This is a genomic window from Roseovarius sp. MMSF_3281, assembly GCF_030733685.1.
GTDB lineage: Bacteria > Pseudomonadota > Alphaproteobacteria > Rhodobacterales > Rhodobacteraceae > Roseovarius.
Genome location: NZ_JASHIM010000014.1, coordinates 66261 through 85938, shown reverse-complemented (window position 1 = coordinate 85938; position 19678 = coordinate 66261). Strand labels below are relative to the sequence as shown.

The following is a 19678-nucleotide window of genomic DNA, read 5'->3' as shown; positions in this document are numbered from 1 at the left end:
GCTATACCCCCCAGGCCGCGCATTTGCGGTCAATGGTCTTGCGCGAGACACCAAGACGGCGCGCTGCCTCGGACCGGTTGCCGTCCAGCGCCTCAAGGGCGCGCAGTATCTCGCGTTTCTCCATATCCGCCAGCAACCCGATGTCGCCAGCTGTCGCTACAGGCCCCAGTGTTTCCAGCGGGAAGCGGCCAAAGATCAGCGCACGTTCCACGAAGTTATGCAGTTCACGGATATTGCCGGGCCAGTCATGGCGGAGCATGGCCGATCGCACGGTCGAGGACATCTCAACCTTCGGAAGATTGAGCGCGAGCGAGATTTCAGCCTGGAACAGGTCAGCAAGGTCCAGAACGTCAGTGCCACGATCCTTCAGGGGCGGCATGGCCACGTCGATCACGTTGATCCGGAACAGCAGGTCCTCGCGGAAATCACCTGCTGCCACGGCGTCTTGCAGCGATTTGCTGGTTGCGATGACAAAGCGCAGGTCAAGCTGCACGTCGCGCCCGGTGCCGATGGGGCGGATAACGCCATCTTCAAGGACGCGCAGCAGCGCTGTCTGTGCTCCGGTGCTCAGCTCGCTGACATCATCAAGGAAGACCGTGCCGGACGAAGCCTGCGCCAGCAAACCTTCGCGCCCGGACTGTGCCCCGTGGAAGGCACCGATACCATGACCGAACAATTCGTATTCGATCATGTCAGCCGGGATGGCGCCGCACTGGATTGGCACAAACGGCGCGGTACCGCGCCCGGAATGGCAGTGTATATGGCGCGCGGCCACCTCTTTGCCCGACCCCGAAGGCCCAGTGATCAGGACGGGGGTAGATAGGGGCGCGACCCGCTCAAGAATGTCGCGGACCCCTGCAATCAGAGGTGATTCACCGATCAGTTCCTTTCGGCGATTGCCGCTACCAACGGTGTCCAACTCACGACGCAGAAGCGCATTCTCGCGCCTCAGTTGCGCCAGTTCGAGGCATTTACGCAAGGCATTCAGAATCTGATTCGACCGGAAAGGTTTGACAAGAAAGTCAGACGCTCCCGCCCGCATTGCTTCGATCGCGGTCTGCAAGTCGGCATAGGCGGTGATCAGGATCGTATCGGTAAAACCACCCTTGGCCCGTTGCTTTGCCAGCCAGTCAAGGCCCTTCTGCCCCGGCATGATGTTGTCCAGCACCATCACGTCATACTGGCGGGCCTCCAGTAGCCTCTCGGCAGCCTGCGCATTCTCAGCACTGTCCACGCCACCGCACAGCGGTTTCAGCGTGTTGACAAGGAAGTGCCGCACCCCGGGTTCGTCATCGACGATCAGGATGCGCGCACCGCGCAATGGATCATTGGCCGCTTCGAATGTGTCTGCCATGCTTGCCTCCCCCTTGCACGATCCGCGAGAATACGCAAAATCCTGCATTTTCTACGAATGGCTTTATCTCTTGCGTCAAGGCACCTGAAGATCAAGGCTATGATTTAATAATTTTTCCCTTCAAAATTAGGAAATCGCCTGAGTTCCCTCGAAGGGTATCGCTTTGTTACTGCATAATTTTCGGAACAGAGGCGAGTGAATGAAGGGGCTTTTGCCGGAATGAGGTATTTGACCAACTCTGCACGACATCAAAACCCGAGCTTCAATGTATCGGACTGGGTCGGACGCCGTGGGCCATCCATCAGCAATGTCCCTCACACGGATGACACGACGGTTTGGAGTGGGGGTTCGAGTATACCCCGATCCGGCATGGTCTTACCCGACGTCGAAAAGCACCGGCGGGCCTTCGTTAAGAAAGCGCCAGGCCAGCCCAATCAATACCTGACGGCCTAAACACTTGAGAGGATATTCATGTATAAGTCATCTATCATTGCAGGTTTCTTTGCTTTGGCAATGAGCCCCGCCATGGCGCAAGACGTTTCCTTGTATGCGGCAGGCAGCCTGAAGGCCGCCTTGTCGGACGTGGTGAATGATTTCACTCAGGCGACCGGCACCGCTGTCGCCACCAGCTTTGGTCCATCCGGCCTGATGCGCGAACGCATCGAGGCGGGAGAGACAGCGCATGTCTTTGCCTCGGCCAACATGCGCCACCCGCAGAGGCTGTCGGATGCTGGCAAAGGGGGCGCGGTGACGCTATTCGCCCGCAACCGCCTGTGCGCACTGGCCCGGCCGGAGGTTGCGGTTTCGACCGACACGTTGCTGGAGGTCATGTTGAAGGATTCAATTCGGCTGGGCACCTCGACGCCCAAGGCCGACCCCTCTGGCGACTACGCGTTTGCCTTGTTCGACAAGTCCGGTCATGCCGAGGCGCTGAAAGGCAAATCGCTGCAACTGACCGGTGGGCCCGACAGCGAAAAGCCACCACAGGGCCGGAACACCTATGCATGGGTGATGGACAGTGATCAGGCGGATGTTTTCCTGACCTATTGCACCAACGCGGTGCTGGCGCAAAAAGAGGTGTCCGATTTGCAGATCGTGCAGATCCCCGAGGCGTTGTCCGTGGGTGCAGACTATGGTCTGATCGTGTTGAACGACGCACCGGGCGGCGCGACGGCGCTGGCCGATTACATCTTGTCCTCCGAGGGGCAGGCCGTGCTGGCCGGTTATGGCTTTGAGACCGTCGGCGGAGGATAAGATGCGCTACCTTCTGATGATCCTCGCGCTGCTTGCTGTCCCGGCGCAAGCCCGCACCGTGACCGATAGCGCGGGCCGCGTGGTCGAGGTGCCGGACAACGTGAACACAGTCTTTGCGGCGGGGCCGCCGGCCTCGATCCTGGTCTATGTCCTCAAGCCGGAGGCCTTGACTGGCTGGCCCCGCGCCCTGCGCCCCGATGAGCGCACTTATATTGCCGAACCTTACCGCGACCTGCCCGAAACGGGCCGCCTGACCGGGCGCGGTGGCGAGGCGAACCTGGAACGCGTGTTGCAGATAAAACCCGATCTGATCGTCGATTTCGGGTCGGTGCGCGACACCTATATCGACCTTGCCAACCGCGTGCAGCAACAGACCGGCATCCCGTATCTGCTGATCGACGGACGTTTTGAAAATACCGCCGGGGCGCTGCGAACCATGGGCGCGGCTTTGGGCGTGCCCGAACGCGGCGAAACGCTGGCACAGGATGTCGAGGCGACATTCGCACGGCTCGATAGCATGCTGGACGAGGTGCCCGAGGAAGATCGCCCGCGTGTCTATCTGGCCCGTGGGCCAGAGGGGCTGGAAACCGGGATGAAAGGCTCGATCAACACCGAGATCATCGAGCGGGCAGGCGGTCGCAATGTTGCCGATGATGGCGGCGTGACCAAGGGGTTGGTGAATGCCTCGATGGAACAGGTGATCGTCGCCAACCCGGATACCATCGTGACATGGGACCGGAATTTCTTTGCCCGTGTGTTCGACGATCCACTCTGGCGGGGGATTGATGCGGTGCGCGATGGCCAAGTCTACCTGTCGCCTACGGCCCCCTTCGGATGGATTGATCGGCCGCCGTCGCTGAACCGGTTGATGGGGCTACACTGGATGGCGGGGCTGCTGTACCCTGACCGTTGGGAGGGCGATCTGAAGGCCGATACCCGTGCCTTCTACAAGCTCTATTATCATGTCGATCTTGATGACGACGACCTGGAAAGGCTGCTGGAATGGGCCGAGGGACGACCGCCGATGTGACGCTACCATGCGCCGGGCTGACGCTGACCGGTGCGTTGGCGGGTGTGCTTGCTCTGCTGGCCTTTGGGGCGGTGATGATCGGACCCTATGCCCTGACACCGGGGCAGGTCGTTTCGGCCCTTCTGTGCCATGGCGAGCAACAGGCGCAGATCGTCGTCTGGAACATCCGCCTGCCCCGCGTGGGCGCGGCGCTTTTGGTGGGCGCAGCGCTGGCCGCCGCCGGGGCCAGTTACCAAGCGCTTTTTCGCAACCCGCTTGTGTCCCCGGACATCCTTGGAGTGTCTGCGGGGGCAGGGCTGGGCGCGGTGGCGGGCATCTTTCTTTCGCTGCCGGTGGCCGCGATTCAGGCTTCGGCTTTTGTCGGCGGCATGGCGGCGGTGGGGGTGGTCACTCTGGTCGGTGGCATGGTGCGTCATACCGACCGAACGCTGACGCTTGTCCTGCTGGGCGTCGTGGTGGGGGCACTGGCGGGGGCGGCGACCTCGCTTCTGAAGGTCATGGCCGACCCCTATGATCAGCTTCCGGCGATCACCTTCTGGCTGCTTGGGTCGCTGGCCTCGATCACGACGCGCGACATCCTGCCCGCTTTGCCGGTGGTGCTGATCGGCTTGGTGCCGCTGGCCCTGCTGCGCTGGCGGATCAATGTTCTTTCTCTTGGCGATGATGAGGCCCGCGCGCTGGGGGTCGAGGCCGGGCGCACCCGCTTTCTTGTCATTGCCGCCGCCACGCTGATCACCGCCAGCGTCACGGCGCTGGCCGGGGTGGTCGGCTGGGTTGGCCTTGTGATCCCGCATATCGCGCGGATGTTGGTTGGGCCGGGGTTCGGGCGGCTTTTGCCTGCCTCGGCGCTGATCGGCGCGGGTTATCTGCTGATCGTCGATACGCTGGCGCGGACCATCGCCGCGGTTGAGGTGCCCTTGGGGGTGCTGACCGCCGTGATCGGCGCGCCGTTCTTCGTCTGGCTTCTTGCGCGTGGTCGTCGGGGGTGGTCTTGATGTTGGAGGCGCAGGACCTGTCCATCGGCCACGGACGAACCGAGATCGGCAGCGGCCTTACCCTGTCGGTCAGACGCGGCGAAATCCTTTGCCTGCTCGGCCCCAATGGCTGCGGCAAGACCACGCTTTTCCGCACGCTGATGGGGCTGTTACCGGCCTTGGCAGGCGAGGTTCTGTTGCAAGGCCACCCGATCAACGCGCAGAGCCGGGCCAGGATCGCGCAGGCCATCGCCTATGTTCCGCAGGCCCACGCGCCGCCGTTCCCCTTCGAGGCAATTGAAGTTGTGCTGATGGGGCGCACGGCGCGGCTTGGCGCGTTTTCGCAGCCGGGAAAAGCGGATCGCATGGCAGCCCGCCGCGCAATGGAGAGGTTGGGCATCGCCGACCTTGCGCACAGGGATTATTCACGCTTGTCCGGCGGCCAGCGACAGCTTGTTCTGATCGCCCGCGCCTTGGCGCAGGATACGCCGCTCATTGTCATGGACGAACCCACCGCCAGTCTCGATTTCGGCAATCAGGCGCAGGTGATGGCACAGATTTCAGGGTTGGCACATGCGGCGGGCAAGAATGGACACGGCGTGATCCTGTCGACGCATGACCCCGATCAGGCCTTTGCCCTGAATGCGAGGGTCATGTTGATGAGCGGTGGCGGCGTGCTGGCCGATGGTCCGGCACAGGATGTCTTGACCGATGCCAACCTAAGCACCGTCTACGGCCTGCCTGTCACGGTCGAAACCACGGCCTCTGGTCGCAGGGTTTGTCTGCCGTCCTTGCGTCAGTCCGCACCGACCATGACATCGGATGCCTTGACGATGGCATAGGCGGTTTTGCCAACCTCCAGTTCCAACTCCTCGACCGAGGCATTGGTGATCATCGCGGACACGATGCTTCCGCCGCCAAGGTCGATCTGCACCGTGGCGTTTACAGCCCCTTTTTCGATACCGACCACCGTTCCGGCCAATTTGTTGCGTGCGCTGATTTTCATGGGCTTTCCTCGCTTGCTGATTTTCGCTTTCTTAAAGGGTATGATACCGCAAGGCGATTTCAACGGGGCAGGACAGCATGAGTGATCCACGCGGCAATGCGTTTCGCTTTGACCTGCGCGAGGCGAATGGCGCCCTTGGCGATATCGGCACGCTGCTGCCTCTGAGCCTTGGTACCATCGCACTGGCGGGCCTTTCCGCGCCTATGGTGCTGATGGGCTTTGGCCTGTTTTATATCATCACGGGCCTTGTCTATCGCCTGCCGGTTCCGGTGCAACCGATGAAGGCGATCGCCGCCGTGGCCATGCTGGGCGTGGTATCCCCCGCCGAGATCGCACTGAGCGGCGTTTTGATCGGTTTGGTGCTGCTGATGCTGGGTGGTAGCGGTCTGATTGACCAAATTGCGCGACTTGTGCCGCAATCGGTTCTGTCGGGGCTGCAATTGGGGCTGGGCCTGTCCCTTGGCTGGGTTGCGGTCGGGCTGGTTCAGGATCAATGGCTGATCGGCGTGCTGTCATTCGGGGTGGCGATTACCGCCCTTCGGGCCGGCACGCATGCGGCCTTGCTGACGATCATTGCCGGGGTCGCCTTCGGGCTGATCGCAGGCCTTCCCGAGGGGCCCCCACCACGCGCCGCGCCTTGGGGCATGCCGCATTTCGATTTCGCTGACCTGCCCCTCGCCATAACCGACCTGGCCCTGCCGCAGTTGGCCTTGACCCTGACCAATGCAGTCTTTCTGACAACGCTCGTCGCGGGGGACTTGTTCGGTGCCCGCGCGGTGCATGTCAGCGCACGCAATCTGTGCCTGACCTCGGGGCTGGCTAACCTGTTGCTGGCACCGATGGGGGCCTTGCCGATGTGCCACGGTGCGGGCGGCGTCGCGGCGCATCGCAGGTTCGGTGCCCGCACGGGTGCTGCCCCCTGCATGATCGGCGGCCTTTTGTTGCTTATCGCGATCCTGCCGCCGCCTGTGCAAGGCGCGATCCTGTCGGCAATTCCCACCGCGACCCTGGGCGCGCTGCTTCTGATCGCGGCGTGGGAGCTTGCCATCAGCCGCCGCCTGATCGACGCCCGACCGTCCTGCCGCCCGGTTATCGCGGTGACCGCGCTGGCCACGGTGCTGGCGAACCCATTGCTGGGGCTGGTTGCGGGCACCTGCGCCGAGATCGTCCGGAAAATCATCGTATCCAAGCGCAAGATCCGGCGGGAATAGGATCACCGTGACAACGCGTGCCCACCTTGCCTTTCGTAGATCAGTCGGAATGTGAAGTGCCGCCGCGACGCGCGGAGGTCACCATCCCGACACCATCGGCAGGAGGCGCCCCTGTTTAAGCGAGGCCGGGAAGCCACAGGACGATCGCGGGAAAGGCCACAAGCAAGCCGATCGTCACCGCGTCGGCGATGAAGAAGGGCATCACGCCGCGGAAGACGTCCTGCACGCTGAGATCGTCGCGCACGCCGGCCACCACGAAACAGTTGAGGCCGATGGGCGGCGTGATGAGACAGAATTCGGCCATCTTGACCACGAGGATGCCGAACCAGACCGCGCACATCGGCCCCGACATTCCGAAGGTCGCCTCCTCGGCACCCACGTTTACCCCCCCGTTGAGCGCCATTACCGCCGGGTAGACCACCGGTAGCGTCAAAAGCAGCATGCCGATGGCATCCATGAACATGCCCAGCACGGCATAGGCCAGCAGGATGCAGATCAGGATCAGCATCGGCGACAGCGTCAGCGAGGTGATCCAGTCGGCGAAGGCCGAGGGCAGGTCGGCAAAGCCGAGGAACCGCACGTAGATCAGAACGCCCCAGATGATGGTAAAGATCATCACCGAGAGTTTCGCCGTTTCAAGCAATGCGTCCTTCAGTTCGGGCCAGCGCATGCCGCGATAGAGCGCCATGAGGAACACCACGAAGGCCCCGATTGCGCCGCCCTCGGTGGGTGTGCCCCATGCGTCGCCGCCGAAGGGGTTGTAGACGAAAAAGATGATCGTCACGACGACAAAGACGATGGGCAGGGCAGGGGGCAGCGACACGAACCTTTCGCGCCACGTAAAGCCGCTTACCGGCGGGCCGAACCCCTTGATGGTCAGCGCCAGCCCGATGATGAGCGCGCCGTAGACAAAGGCGGAGAACACGCCGGGAATGAACCCGGCCAAAAGCAGCTTGCCTACGTCCTGTTCGACGATGATGGCGTAGATCACCAGCAGCGCCGAGGGCGGAATGAGCGAGGCCAGCGTGCCGCCGGCGGCCACCACGCCCGCCGCGAACCGCTTGTCATAGCCGATCTTGAGCATCTCGGGGATGGCGATGCGGGCAAAGACAGCCGCCGTTGCCACGCTCGCCCCCGACACGGCGGCGAACCCCGCCGTGGCAAAGACCGTCGAGACCGCAAGCCCCCCCGGCACCCATGCGATCCAGCGTTTCGCGGCCTCGAAAAGGGCCTTGGTCAGCCCCGCGTAATAGGCGAGGTAGCCGATCATGATGAAGGTGGGAATGAGGCTGAGTGCCTGCGAACTGACCTTGGAATGGGGGACCTGCCCGGCGGTCTTGGCCGCGACGGTCAGCGCCCAGAAAAATTCATCCCCGGCGTAGCCTTTCTTGGACCAGAAGATCCAGATCAGCCCGACCATGCCCGCAAGTGCGGCGGCAAAGGCCACGCGCATACCCAGTATGACGACGACCAGCATCATGCCGGTCACGACAAGCCCGATCTCTATCGGCTCCATCAGGTCAATTCCTTATTCATCGTGGCCGCGCAGCTGTGCGGCCTCGCGGGCGGCCTGTGCCGCCGCATCCTCGATCAGCGGTACGGCGACAGGCCGCTCCGCCCCGGTGATCAGCGCCCGCCCGAAGCCCCAGACCTGCAACAGCAGCCGCAGCGACAGCACGCTGAAGGCGATCGGCGCAAGGATCTTCGCGGGCCAGATCGGCAGCGCGATGTCGATGGTGCTGTCGCGGCTCCACATCGGGGCGTTCCAGTCGAAACTGCGTTCGAAATGCGCCCAGCTTCCCCAGACCAGCAGCAGCATCAGCGCCAGTATCGCCAGCGTCGTGATCAATTCGATCAGCCACAGCGCGCGGCCACTGAACATTCCGACGAAGATATCCATGCGGATATGCCCGCCGTCGCGTTGTGTATAGGCCACGCCCATGAAGGCGATAAGCGGCATGATCTGTTCGATCCAGTCGACATAGCCGGGCAGCGGTTGATTGAAGAAATTGCGCCCGCCCACGGAAAACACCGCCAGCACCATCAGCGAAAACACCGCCAGCCCGCTTAGGAGGGCAAGCTGCCGCTCGATCCGGTAAAGGCCGCGATCAAGCCTGCTCAGGCTGCTGTTGTCGGACAGAACAGAGGCCGTTCCCGCCATGGGTCATCTCCGGTTTGGGTCGCAAGAACAGGGCCCGCGGCGTATCCGCCGCGGGCTGTCGGGCCGTTGGGGTTACGAGCCTTCCTTGAGTTCGCTCAGCTTGCCGGTGGCGAAGTCATAAAGCTCTTGCGCGGGGATGCCGCGATTGCCCATGTCCTCGATCCAGGCTTCGGCGGCCGGACCGGCGACTGCCTCTTCGAACTTGGCGAGCGAGTCGGCGTCGAAGCTGATGACCTCGATGCCGCGCTCTTCGAGGGCGGGACCCCAGGCTTCCAGCGTGTTGTTCTGGTAATTGTCGACGTAGTGGTCGAGGGCCTCGTCGATCGAGCCCAAAAGCGCCTCGCGGTGCTCATCCGACAGGGTGTCGAGGGCGTCGGTATTGGCCACCACCGGGCAGTTCACCGTGCCGGGGTTGAGGTTCGAGGTCCACCATTTGCCGTTCTCGATGGTGCCGAAGGCCATGTGCGCATGCGGGGCAAAGGCCACGGCCTTGACCACGCCGCTATCCATCGCCTGCCGGACTTCGGTTGCCGACATCGAGGTGGGCACCGCGTCCACGGCTTCCATCGCGTCGCCGATGCCGCCGGTGGCGCGTACGCTGAGCCCTGCGAAATCGTCAAGGCTGCGCGGGGCGTCGCCAAGGCCCACGAGGTTGTATTGCGGCATGGGCGAGGGCATGAGCAGCGTCGCGTTCCAGCGCGCCAGATCGGCTTTGACCGCCGGTTGGTCATAAAGCGCCATGGACAGGGCGCGCTCTTGTTCGAGCGTTTCGACGCCGAGGAAGGGCAGTTCCAGAACCGTGATCGTCGGGTTCTTGTCGCGGTGATAGCCGGCGCAGAACTGTGCCATCTCGAAGGCCCCGATGGAAATCCCGTCGAGGTTTTCGCGGTTGTTGGACAGGCCGCCGTAGCTGATGTTCAGGGTGAATTCGCCGCCCGTCTTGTCGCTGACCAGTTCGGCCAGTTTCTCGACATGTTCGGTAAAGGCCCGGCGCTTGCCCCAGAGCGAGACGTTCCATTCGGTGGCCATCGCTTCGCCGGCGAAGGCAAGGCTGATTGCGGCCACGGCGGAATAACTCAGGAATTTCTGCATGGTTTCTCCTCCCAGATGTCATGCGTCATACGTGATGGGGGCTACTTTGGGTCATCCCCGGCACGAAGGCTATGAAGAAAATCGCGCATGCTCCGGAGGCCGCCCTGCGGATATCCGCAAGGGGGGGGGCTGGGATGCGTGGAGCCTAAAGCAGCGCCTCCTTGTCCAGCCCCAGCTTGACGATCTTCTCGTTCAGGGTGCGCCGCCCGATGCCCAGTGCCTCGGCCACCGCTTCCATCTTTCCCTCGTGCGCGGTGATCGCCTTGGCGATCAGTTCGCGTTCGAAGGCGGCCACGGCGGCGCGCAGCGTGTCGGGCACGTCATCGGCCAGCGCGTCGCGGTGCAGTGCCTGCGTCATCGACCCGGCGCCGCGCCGCGCGCTGAGCACCCGGCGTTCGCAGACGCTGCGCAATTCGCGCACGTTGCCCGGCCAGTCATGCGCCAACAGGGCCGCGCTGTCCTCGGGGGTGAGGTCGGGGGCGCGGGTTTCGTAGACGCGGGCGAATTCGTCCAAGAACCGCGCCGCAAGAAGCATCACGTCGTCGCGCCGTTGCCGGAGCGTCGGCAGGGCGATCACCGTGGTATTCAGCCGGTAGAGCAGATCGGCCCGCAGCCGCCCTTCGCTTACCGCCTGGTCGGGATCTTCGTTGGTGGCCGAGATTACCCGGAACGCCAGCGGCACCGGGGCCTCGGCCCCGAGCGGCAAGACCTGCTTGTCCTCGATCACCCGCAACAGCTTGGCCTGTACGGGCATCGGGCAGGAACAGATTTCATCGAGGAACAGCGTGCCGCCATCGGCCCCCTGCAAGCGCCCCTTGGTGCCGCCCTCGGCGCCGAACATCTCGGCCTCGAACCCTTCGACCGACAGCGCCGCGCAATTGAGCGCCATGAAGGGCCCGGCGGCATCGCCGCCGAGGTCATGCAGGGCGCGCGCCACCAGTTCCTTGCCGGTGCCGGTTTCGCCCTGCACCATCACGGCGGCGCCGCTTTGCGACAGGTCCAGCACCTCTTCGCGCAGGGCGGCGGTTTCGGGGGTTTGCCCCAAGAGCACCCGGTCCAGCCCGGAGAGTTGCATCAACCGCGATTTCAGCCGCTCGGTCGTGCGCCGCATCGCGTGTTGTTCGGCGGCATGGCGCAGGATGTTCAGCAGGCGGCGCGGTTCGTGCGGTTTCTCGACAAAGCTGTAGGCCCCGCGCTGCATCGCATCCACCGCCATGGCAATATCGCCATGCGCCGAGATCAGCACCAGCGGCGGCGACAGGTCGAGGTCGAGGCTGTCCAGAAGGTCCAGCCCCGACATGCCCGGCATCCGCACGTCCGAGAGGATCACGTCGGGCTGAAAGGCCTCAAGCCGCTCGGACAGCCTGTCGGCACGCGGCAGTGCCTCGACACACCAGCCCGAGGCCTCAAGCAGGTCGATCAGCGACAGGCGCATCGCGCGGTCATCCTCGACGATCAGGATACGGTGGGTCTTGGGGGTGCTCATGCCGTGCTCAAATCCTTGTCCATCCCCTGTTGCGGGATCTCGATTCGGAACATCGCGCCGCCCTGGGCGAGGTTATCGGCGCTGAACCGGCCCTGATGCGCCTTGACGATATTCGCCGAGATCGCAAGGCCCAGCCCCATGCCGCGCCCGCTTTCGCGGGTGGTGACGAAGGGTTCCTGCAACTTGTCCAGGCTTGCCTGTCCCAGGCCGTGCCCGGTGTCGCGTACCTCGACCCAGCCGGTGCCGTCGCCTTGCCCCAGCGTGATCTCGATGCGCCGAGTGGCACAATCCTCGACCGCGTCCACGGCATTGCGTAGCACGTTGGTCAGCACCTGTTCCAGCCGCAACTGGTTGCCGCGCACCAGAACCGGGCGGTCGGGCGCATCGACCGAGGTCGTGGCCCCCACCTTGGCGATATTCGGCTCGACCAGGGCCAGTGCGGCCTGCACCACGGCGCCCAGATCGACCGGGCCGAATTCCTCGCGGTCGTTGCGGGCAAAGAATTTCAGTTGCCGGGTGATCCCTTCCATCCGGTCGACGATGCCGGTGATCCGGGGGATGATCCGCGCCGCCGGTTGGCCGCCGATCTCGGCTGCTGTCAGGTGGTTGCGCATCGCCGCGATGGGTTGCCCCAGTTCATGGGTGACCGAGGCGGCCAGTTGCCCCAGCGCGGCCAGCCGGCTTGCCCGTTCCAGTTCGTCCTGTGTGCGTTTCAACCGGCGCTCGGCGGTGCGGCGCTCTTCGATTTCCACGGCGAGCCTTTCGTTGGCCTCGCGCAGTTGCGCCTCTTCGGCCTCGGACCGGCGCAGGGCGGCGCCGATACGCTTGGTCCGGCGCACCTGCGACACGAGGAACCCCGCGCCCGCAAGGAGCATCACCAGACCTGTGAGCAGCCAACTGCGGGTGACGGCGGCGTTGTCATCGGCAAAGTAGTGCAGCACCCAGTCGTGCGGGGCGACCGAGGCCGACAGGTGGATACGTTCGGCCCCGCCGATCACGGCGCGCGCATCGCCCCGTGGTTGCCAGCCCAGAGGCGCGAGGTCTTGCCCCGGAAACTGCCGGTTCTGTGCAATTCGGGCGCGTTGGTCCGCGGTCAGGTCGCGCAGGCTTCGGTAGCGCCAGGCGGGGTCCGACGACAGCAGGACGATACCGTCGCGATTGGCCAGAAACACCTGTTCCCCCGCCGCGCGCCAGGTTTCTTCGAGATTGGTCAGGTCGAGCTTGATGGCGATCACCCCGATCAGCGCGCCCTTGGCGTCCTGAACCGCGTCGGCGATGAAATAGCCGGGCAGGCCCGTTGTGGCCCCGATGCCGTAGAACCGCCCCTGCGTGCCGTCGCGCGCCGCCTGAAAGTAAGGGCGAAACGAGTAATCCTGTCCCACGAAGGTGCCGGGGCGCCCCGCGTTCGAGGCTGCAATGGTCGTCCCGTCGGGCCGCATCAGGTAGATCGCATCAAGCCCCGATTGCGCCGCGAAGGCCGCCAGCCTGCGGTCGAGCCGCCCGGTCGGGCCGCCGTTGGCGGTGTCGATCACGTGGGTGTCGCGGGCAAGCACGTAGGTGAGATGCGAAAACCGTTCAAGTTCCGAGCGTACGGTACTGTGGTAAAGCGACAGGCGGCCGCGGGCCTTGGCCTCTTCCTCGGATTCAAAGAAGCTGAGCGAGAGCCAGAACACGCCGATGGCCACGCAGAGCGCGGTAAAGGCGGCAAGGGCGGTGGTGTTCAAGCGCATGGGTCACAGGTATTGGTATTTTTGTGCCCCCGTGCAAGCGAAAGCTTTTGATCCACCGCCCGGCTGGCCGCCCTTAGACCAGCCTTGAGGTTTCCAGTGCCGCGCGGACGAAATCGGCAAACAGCGGGTGCGGATCGAAGGGCTTGGATTTCAGTTCGGGGTGGAACTGCACGCCGATGAACCACGGGTGATCGGACCATTCGACGATTTCCGGCAAGCGCCCGTCGGGGGACATGCCCGAGAAGGTGAGGCCGACATCCTCGAGCTTCTGGCGGTAGGTCACGTCCACCTCGTAACGGTGGCGGTGGCGTTCATCAATCGCGGTGTCGCCGTAGACCTGCGCCACGCGGGAGCCTTCCTTGAGCGTCGCGTCATAGGCCCCGAGGCGCATGGTGCCGCCCTTGTCATCCGAGACCTTGCGCTTGACCTTCTCGTTGCCCTGCACCCATTCCTTGAGGTGGTAAACCACGGGGGTGAAACGCTTTTTCCCGGCCTCGTGGTCAAATTCCTCGGAGCCTGCATCCTCAAGCCCGGCCAGGTTGCGGGCGGCTTCGATCACCGCCATTTGCATGCCGAGGCAGATGCCCAGGTAGGGAATCTTGCGTTCGCGGGCGAATTGGGCGGCCTTGATCTTGCCCTCGGTGCCGCGTTCCCCGAAGCCGCCGGGGACAAGGATGGCGTGGAAGCCTTCGAGGTGCGGCGCGGGGTCTTGGGTATCGAAAATCTCGGCATCGACCCATTCGACGCGGACCTTGACGCGGTTGGCCATGCCGCCGTGGGTCAGCGCCTCTTTGATCGACTTGTAGGCATCCTCAAGCTGGGTGTATTTGCCGACGATGGCAACCTTCACCTCGCCGTCGGTGTTGTGGATACGGTCATAGACGTCTTGCCAGACGGTGAGGTCGGGCTTGGGCGCGGGCGAGATGTTGAAGGCATCCAGCACCGCCTGATCCAGCCCTTCGCGGTGATAGGCGAGGGGGGCCTCGTAGATCGAGCTGAGGTCATAGGCGGCGGTAACGGCCTCTTTGCGGACGTTACAGAAAAGCGCGATCTTCTCGCGTTCCTTTTCCGGGATCGGCTGTTCGGAGCGGCAGACAAGAATATCGGGGGCGATGCCGATGCTCTGCAGTTCCTTGACCGAGTGCTGGGTGGGTTTGGTTTTAAGCTCACCGCTGGCGGCGAGATAGGGCAGCAGGGTGAGGTGCATGAAGATGCATTGGCCACGCGGGCGGTCGTGGCTGAACTGGCGGATGGCCTCGAAAAACGGCAAGCCCTCGATATCGCCCACGGTGCCGCCGATCTCGCAAAGCATGAAATCGACCTCGTCGTCGCCGACGGCCAGAAATTCCTTGATCTGGTTGGTGACGTGGGGGACGACCTGAATGGTCTTGCCGAGGTAATCGCCGCGCCGTTCCTTTTCCAGCACGTCGGAATAGATGCGGCCGGAACTGACCGAGTCGGTCATGCGGGCGGGCACGCCGGTGAAGCGTTCGTAGTGGCCTAGGTCAAGGTCGGTTTCGGCGCCATCGTCGGTGACGAAAACCTCGCCATGCTCAAAAGGCGACATGGTGCCGGGATCGACGTTGAGATAGGGGTCAAGCTTGCGCAGGCGGACCGAGAAACCGCGCGCCTGCAAAAGCGCGCCGAGCGCGGCCGAGGCCAGCCCCTTGCCAAGGGATGAAACAACGCCGCCGGTGATAAAGATATAACGTGCCATGCGCGTGGCATCCCCCGTGAAATTGAGCGTGACATGAGCCCGAACCGGCCATTTTTGGCCGCAGCATCACGGGACTCAAGATATAAAGGATTCGCGCGACATGCGCAAGCCAACCGCAAGATACTGTTGCGGTTAAGGGCGTGCCCTCAAGGCGTTGTGGTTAGTCGGCGGTCGGTGTGAGCGGGGCGTCATCGCCTGCCGAAGGCGGCAGGAGGTTGTCGCCCGCGTCGGGCTGCGTCGGGTCATCGGTGGCGGCCGGGGCCGGGGCATCGGTGATCCGGTCCAGAACCGAGGAGCCCGCCGATTGCTGTGCCGCGATGATCGTCAGAGTGATCGAGGTGACGATGAAGGCGGTCGCCAGAATCCAGGTCAGCTTGCCCATGGCGGTCGCCGCCGAGCGGCCCGCCGTGGCACCGCCGCCACCGCCGCCCATGCCAAGCCCGCCGCCTTCGGAGCGTTGCAGAAGGACCACGCCAATCAGGGAGAGGGCCAGAAGCAGGTGGATGATCAGGACGACGTTTTCCATGTGGGCGACCTTTGTCGAGCGGGTTGCATCAGGGGGCTACTTAGGCAATTCGCGGCCCGCCCGCAACCCGGCAATCTTGATAGGATCGCGATTGCCCGCCCTTGAGCGGCATTTCCTCCGATCCGCAGGATCGAGGAAGTGGCATTGCGTCTTGCCCTTGGCAGCGCGCGGGCCTAACACAAACACATGAGACTTTTATTTCTGGGTGATGTCGTGGGCCGCGCCGGCAGGCGCGCCATAGCCGAAAACCTTCCGACGCTGCGCGAAGACTGGCGTTTGGACTTCGTTGTCGTCAACGGTGAGAACGCGTCGGGGGGTATGGGCCTGACGGGGGCGCATGCCAAGGGGTTTTTCGATGCCGGCGCCGATGCGGTCACCCTGGGCGATCATGCCTTCGATCAAAAGGACATGCTGCAATCCATCGAATCCGAGCCGCGGCTTGTGCGCCCGCTCAACTTCGCCAAGGAATGTCCGGGCCGCGGCGCGCGGGTTTTTTCCGACAGGCGGGGGCGGAAGGTGCTTGTCGCCCAGGTGCTGGGGCAGGTTTTCATGAAACGCTGTTTCGACGATCCTTTCTCGGCGATGGACGCGGTTTTGCGCGCGCACCCTTTGGGCGGGGCGGTGCAGGCCAGCCTTGTTGACGTGCATTGTGAAGCCACCAGCGAGAAAATGGCCATGGGCCATTTTTGCGATGGGCGGGCCAGTGTCGTGGTCGGCACCCATACCCATGTTCCCACCGGCGACGCGCAGATCCTGCCGGGCGGCACGGCGTATCAAACCGATGCGGGCATGTGCGGCGATTACGACTCGGTTATCGGGATGCAGAAGGGCGAACCCATGCGCCGATTCATCACCGGCATGTCGAAGGCCCGGTTCGAACCGGCAATGGGCAGTGTCACCCTGTCGGGCCTTTTTGTCGAAACCGACGACCGCAGCGGCAAGGCCACCAGTGTCAAGATGATCCGCCATGGCGGGCGGCTTGAGGCCGCGACCCCTTGACGGGGCGGCTTTCGCTGATTGCCGTTTTGGTGCTGGTCGGCGCGGGCTGGGGCCTGACCACGCCCTTGTCGAAGATCGCGGTCAGCGAAGGGTATCGGCAGTTCGGGCTGATCTTCTGGCAACTTGTTGTATCGGCGGTGCTGTTGCAGGGGCTGACCTGGGCGCGGGGCAGGGGCCTGTCTGGTGACCGGATTTGGCGTGGCGTGGTCCATATGGCTTTTGCAGGAAAGCTATCCGCCTACGGTTTGGGCAGCACTGGCGGCGATGCTGATCGGGGTGTTTCTTGTGCAGCCCCGCAAGCCGATGGCGCTTGCCCCGGTGCCGGGCATGCGCGACAATAAAACAAACGACCAAGGTAACGAGCAGACGTGATGCAATTTCTGGAACTTTCACAGACCGGTCAGGCGGTGATCACGCTTTGCGTGGTGCTTGCCATGTTCGTTCTGTTCGTGCGCGAGATTTACCCGACCGAGGTCGTGGCGATCAGTGGCGCGGCCATCCTTCTGGCCTTGGGGGTTTTGCCCTATGAGGCCGCGTTGAACGTCTTGTCCAACCCCGCCCCCTGGACCATTGCCGGGCTGTTCATCGTCATGGGGGCCTTGGTGCGCACCGGGGCCCTGGATGCCTTTACGACGTTGGCGGACCGGCAGGCCAAGGTGAACCCGAAAATTGCCATCGGCATGTTGATGGGGTTTGTAGTGATCGGGTCGTCCTTCATGAACAACACGCCGGTGGTCGTGGTGATGATCCCGGTGTTCGTGCAATTGGCCCGGACGCTTGGGATTACCGCAAGTCGCCTGCTGATCCCGTTGAGCTATGGCGCGATCCTGGGGGGGACGCTGACCCTTATCGGCACTTCGACGAACCTTTTGGTGGATGGTGTCGCGCGTTCGAAGGGCATGGAGCCTTTCACCATCTTCGAGGTCACGCCACTGGCGGTGATCCTTGTGGTGTGGGGCATGGTTTATCTTTATTTCATAGGGCCTTACCTTCTTCCGGATCGTGAAAGCATGGCGGATATGCTGTCGGATCGGTCAAAGATGAAATTCTTTACCGAGGCGGTGATCCCGCCGGAATCGAACCTTGTCGGGCGCGAGGTGACGGGGGTTCAGTTGTTCAAGCGCGAAGGGGTGCGCCTGATTGACGTGGTGCGCGGCGATACCTCGCTGAGGCGCAACCTCAAGGGGGTTACGCTTCAGGTCGGTGACCGCGTGATCCTGCGCACCCAGATGACCGAACTTCTGAGCCTGCAGCGCAACAAGAGCCTGAAGCGGGTCGACCAGGTGTCGGCGGTTGAGACCACCACCGTCGAGGTGCTGATTACCCCGGGCTGCAAGATGGTGGCGAAATCCTTGGGGCAACTGCGCCTGCGCCGGCGCTATGGTGTCTATCCGCTTGCGGTGCATCGCCGGAACCAGAACATCGGTCGGCAACTTGACGATCTTGTGGTTCGGGTGGGCGATACCCTTTTGCTGGAAGGGGCGCCGGAGGATATTCAACGCCTGTCGCGCGATATGGACCTTGTGGATGTCTCGCACCCTTCGGCGCGGGCGTTTCGCCGTGGACATGCCCCGATTGCCTTGGCGTCGCTTGCCGGTATCGTTGTCTTGGCCGCCTTGGGTGTGGCCCCGATCCTGGCGCTTGGGGTCATGGCCGTGGCCGTTGTCCTGTTGACCCGCTGTATCGACGCCGATGAGGCGTTTTCCTTTATCGAGGGCCGGTTGCTGGCCCTGATTTTCGCGATGTTGGCGGTGGGGGCCGCGCTTGAAGCTTCGGGGGCGGTGCGCCTGATCGTTGATTTCATGGCGCCCGCCCTGATGCTGTTGCCCGGGGTCTTGGTGATCTGGGCGGTGTACCTGCTGACCTCGGTGTTGACGGAACTGGTCAGCAACAACGCCGTGGCGGTCGTTGTCACGCCGATTGCAATCGGTCTGGCGGATGCGATGGGGGTGGATGCGCGGCCCTTGGTGGTGGCGGTCATGGTGGCCGCCAGCGCCAGTTTCGCCACGCCCATCGGGTATCAGACCAACACGCTTGTCTACGGTCCCGGCGGCTATCGCTTTACCGATTTCATGAAGGTGGGTATTCCGCTGAACCTGAGTGTCGGGTTGTTGGCCAGTGCCGTTATTCCGCTGATCTGGCCGCTTTAATCCTCGGGCGTGCCTTCGAGCACCGCCAAGTGGCGCGCGCCGCGATCCGCAAGCGGGCCGGTGCCATCCTTCCAGCGACGGTGAATCCAGAACCATTGGCCCATGTGTTGGCGGATCATCGTCTCAAGCCGGGTGTTGAACGCCCGCGTCATGGTGACCGCGTCGCTTGCCGGAATTTCCTGTTCGACGATGATGCGAAAATCAAGGCCATTGGCCTCTCGCACGGCCCAGACCGGCACCAGTGGGGTGCCATACTTCAGGGCCATTTCCGCCGTGGCAAGCGAGGTCAGCGCCGGTTTTCCGAAGAAGTCCAGCGGCACGCCGTCATGGGCGTTCAGATCGCTCAGGATGCCGACACAGCCCCCCGACCGCAGCCGTTTGACCATCTGCAGCATGCCCCGGCGGCCCTGTTCGAACAAGGGTTCGCTGATCCGGGCCATGGCGTCGACGTAATGCGCGTTGAAGGGGCGGTTCGCCATCGGGCGATAGAACACACCCATGGGAAAGCCCATCTCGATCATTGCCACGCGGGTGGCATTGATCGACCCGAAATGCCCGGTAACAAAAAGGATCGGGCGGCCTTCGGCGCGGGCCTTTTCGATGAATGGCAGGCCGGGGCCTTCGACCGGGGTGCGGCGGACATGATCGCGGAACTCGGGGCTGTAAAGCTCCATCATGTTGCGGCCCGCGTTATCGGTGACCTCAAGGCTCAGGCGTTTTGCCTGTGCCTTGTCGATCTCGGGGCAGGCATGGGCAAGGTTCTGGCGTACGCGCTTGTTGTACCCGGCCAGGGGGGCCAGAACACGCGAGGTCAACCAGCCCGCCGCGGGGATACGCCAGCGATAGGGCAAGGCCCGCGACAGAAACATCGGTGCATATAGCGCCGCGCCGGTCAGGCGTTCGCGCAGCGGGATGCGCTGGGGCGGGCGTTGGTTGTTCATCGGGGGGCCTGGCCAGGGTTGCTTGCTTTGGCGGTGACATACGCCGG

Annotated in this window: 18 protein-coding genes; 8 read left to right on the top strand and 10 right to left on the bottom strand. The window is 63.5% G+C overall.

Features of this window, described 5'->3' with window-relative positions; all coding sequences use genetic code 11:
- Position 1: 1 nt before the first annotated feature.
- Positions 2 to 1354 carry a sigma-54 dependent transcriptional regulator gene (locus RBB32_RS13790; RefSeq protein ID WP_306153413.1) on the bottom strand — a complete coding sequence of 451 codons (1353 nt, stop codon included), beginning with the start codon at positions 1352 to 1354 and terminating at the stop codon, positions 2 to 4.
- A gap of 471 nt (positions 1355 to 1825) precedes the next feature.
- Between RBB32_RS13790 and RBB32_RS13785 the strand changes: the two genes are divergently transcribed.
- From RBB32_RS13785 to RBB32_RS13770, 4 genes are read left to right on the top strand one after another with little or no spacing between them, the layout of a single operon-like run.
- Positions 1826 to 2608: a molybdate ABC transporter substrate-binding protein gene (locus RBB32_RS13785; RefSeq protein ID WP_306153411.1), complete on the top strand. Its 783-nt coding sequence runs from the start codon at positions 1826 to 1828 to the stop codon at positions 2606 to 2608.
- A 1-nt stretch (position 2609) separates the two neighbouring features.
- Complete coding sequence (locus RBB32_RS13780) at positions 2610 to 3638, top strand: iron ABC transporter substrate-binding protein (protein WP_306153410.1); 1029 nt, start codon at positions 2610 to 2612, stop codon at positions 3636 to 3638.
- The gene (locus RBB32_RS13775) at positions 3611 to 4633 is read left to right on the top strand and encodes an iron ABC transporter permease (protein ID WP_306153409.1); all 1023 of its coding nucleotides are present in this window, start codon (positions 3611 to 3613) and stop codon (positions 4631 to 4633) included. Before RBB32_RS13780 ends, RBB32_RS13775 begins: the two co-directional genes overlap by 28 nt.
- Positions 4633 to 5454 carry an ABC transporter ATP-binding protein gene (locus RBB32_RS13770; protein ID WP_306153408.1) on the top strand — a complete coding sequence of 274 codons (822 nt, stop codon included), beginning with the start codon at positions 4633 to 4635 and terminating at the stop codon, positions 5452 to 5454. Before RBB32_RS13775 ends, RBB32_RS13770 begins: the two co-directional genes overlap by 1 nt.
- Here RBB32_RS13770 and RBB32_RS13765 read toward each other — a convergent pair.
- Positions 5409 to 5618, bottom strand: a complete 210-nt coding sequence (locus RBB32_RS13765) for a molybdopterin-binding protein (RefSeq protein ID WP_306153407.1) — start codon at positions 5616 to 5618, stop codon at positions 5409 to 5411. The two genes, RBB32_RS13770 and RBB32_RS13765, sit on opposite strands and share 46 nt — an antisense overlap.
- 77 nt (positions 5619 to 5695) lie before the next feature.
- Here RBB32_RS13765 and RBB32_RS13760 point away from each other — a divergent pair, with 77 nt between their 5' ends.
- Positions 5696 to 6829 carry a putative sulfate/molybdate transporter gene (locus tag RBB32_RS13760; RefSeq protein ID WP_306153406.1) on the top strand — a complete coding sequence of 378 codons (1134 nt, stop codon included), beginning with the start codon at positions 5696 to 5698 and terminating at the stop codon, positions 6827 to 6829.
- A gap of 115 nt (positions 6830 to 6944) precedes the next feature.
- Here the strand turns inward: RBB32_RS13760 and RBB32_RS13755 are convergent, their stop codons facing one another.
- The 7 genes from RBB32_RS13755 to secG all read right to left on the bottom strand — a co-directional run bounded on the left by RBB32_RS13755 (position 6945) and on the right by secG (position 15541).
- Positions 6945 to 8345: a TRAP transporter large permease gene (locus RBB32_RS13755; protein ID WP_306153405.1), complete on the bottom strand. Its 1401-nt coding sequence runs from the start codon at positions 8343 to 8345 to the stop codon at positions 6945 to 6947.
- 12 nt (positions 8346 to 8357) lie between these two features.
- Entirely contained in the window at positions 8358 to 8990 is a 633-nt protein-coding gene (locus RBB32_RS13750; protein ID WP_306153404.1) for a TRAP transporter small permease subunit, read from the bottom strand.
- Between the two features lie 72 nt (positions 8991 to 9062).
- Complete coding sequence (locus tag RBB32_RS13745; protein ID WP_306153403.1) at positions 9063 to 10082, bottom strand: C4-dicarboxylate TRAP transporter substrate-binding protein; 1020 nt, start codon at positions 10080 to 10082, stop codon at positions 9063 to 9065.
- Positions 10083 to 10227: 145 nt separating this feature from the next.
- Positions 10228 to 11568: a sigma-54 dependent transcriptional regulator gene (locus tag RBB32_RS13740; RefSeq protein ID WP_306153402.1), complete on the bottom strand. Its 1341-nt coding sequence runs from the start codon at positions 11566 to 11568 to the stop codon at positions 10228 to 10230.
- Positions 11565 to 13298 carry an ATP-binding protein gene (locus RBB32_RS13735; RefSeq protein ID WP_306153401.1) on the bottom strand — a complete coding sequence of 578 codons (1734 nt, stop codon included), beginning with the start codon at positions 13296 to 13298 and terminating at the stop codon, positions 11565 to 11567. The genes RBB32_RS13740 and RBB32_RS13735 overlap by 4 nt, the downstream gene beginning before the upstream one ends.
- A gap of 73 nt (positions 13299 to 13371) precedes the next feature.
- Positions 13372 to 15015, bottom strand: coding sequence for a CTP synthase (locus tag RBB32_RS13730; protein ID WP_306153400.1), 1644 nt, complete (start codon positions 15013 to 15015; stop codon positions 13372 to 13374).
- A gap of 160 nt (positions 15016 to 15175) precedes the next feature.
- Complete coding sequence (gene secG, locus RBB32_RS13725) at positions 15176 to 15541, bottom strand: preprotein translocase subunit SecG (RefSeq protein ID WP_306153399.1); 366 nt, start codon at positions 15539 to 15541, stop codon at positions 15176 to 15178.
- A gap of 186 nt (positions 15542 to 15727) precedes the next feature.
- Here secG and RBB32_RS13720 point away from each other — a divergent pair, with 186 nt between their 5' ends.
- From RBB32_RS13720 to RBB32_RS13710, 3 genes are read left to right on the top strand one after another with little or no spacing between them, the layout of a single operon-like run.
- Positions 15728 to 16540 (top strand): TIGR00282 family metallophosphoesterase, encoded by an 813-nt coding sequence (locus RBB32_RS13720; RefSeq protein WP_306153396.1) that lies wholly within the window; start codon positions 15728 to 15730, stop codon positions 16538 to 16540.
- Positions 16537 to 16881: a hypothetical protein gene (locus RBB32_RS21360; RefSeq protein ID WP_371931063.1), complete on the top strand. Its 345-nt coding sequence runs from the start codon at positions 16537 to 16539 to the stop codon at positions 16879 to 16881. Before RBB32_RS13720 ends, RBB32_RS21360 begins: the two co-directional genes overlap by 4 nt.
- Before the next feature lie 30 nt (positions 16882 to 16911).
- Positions 16912 to 18690, top strand: coding sequence for an SLC13 family permease (locus RBB32_RS13710; RefSeq protein ID WP_306153394.1), 1779 nt, complete (start codon positions 16912 to 16914; stop codon positions 18688 to 18690).
- On the opposite strand, the gene RBB32_RS13705 is transcribed toward RBB32_RS13710, so the two are convergent.
- Entirely contained in the window at positions 18687 to 19631 is a 945-nt protein-coding gene (locus RBB32_RS13705; RefSeq protein ID WP_306153391.1) for a lysophospholipid acyltransferase family protein, read from the bottom strand. The genes RBB32_RS13710 and RBB32_RS13705 overlap by 4 nt on opposite strands.
- Between the last annotated feature and the right edge of the window lie 47 nt (positions 19632 to 19678).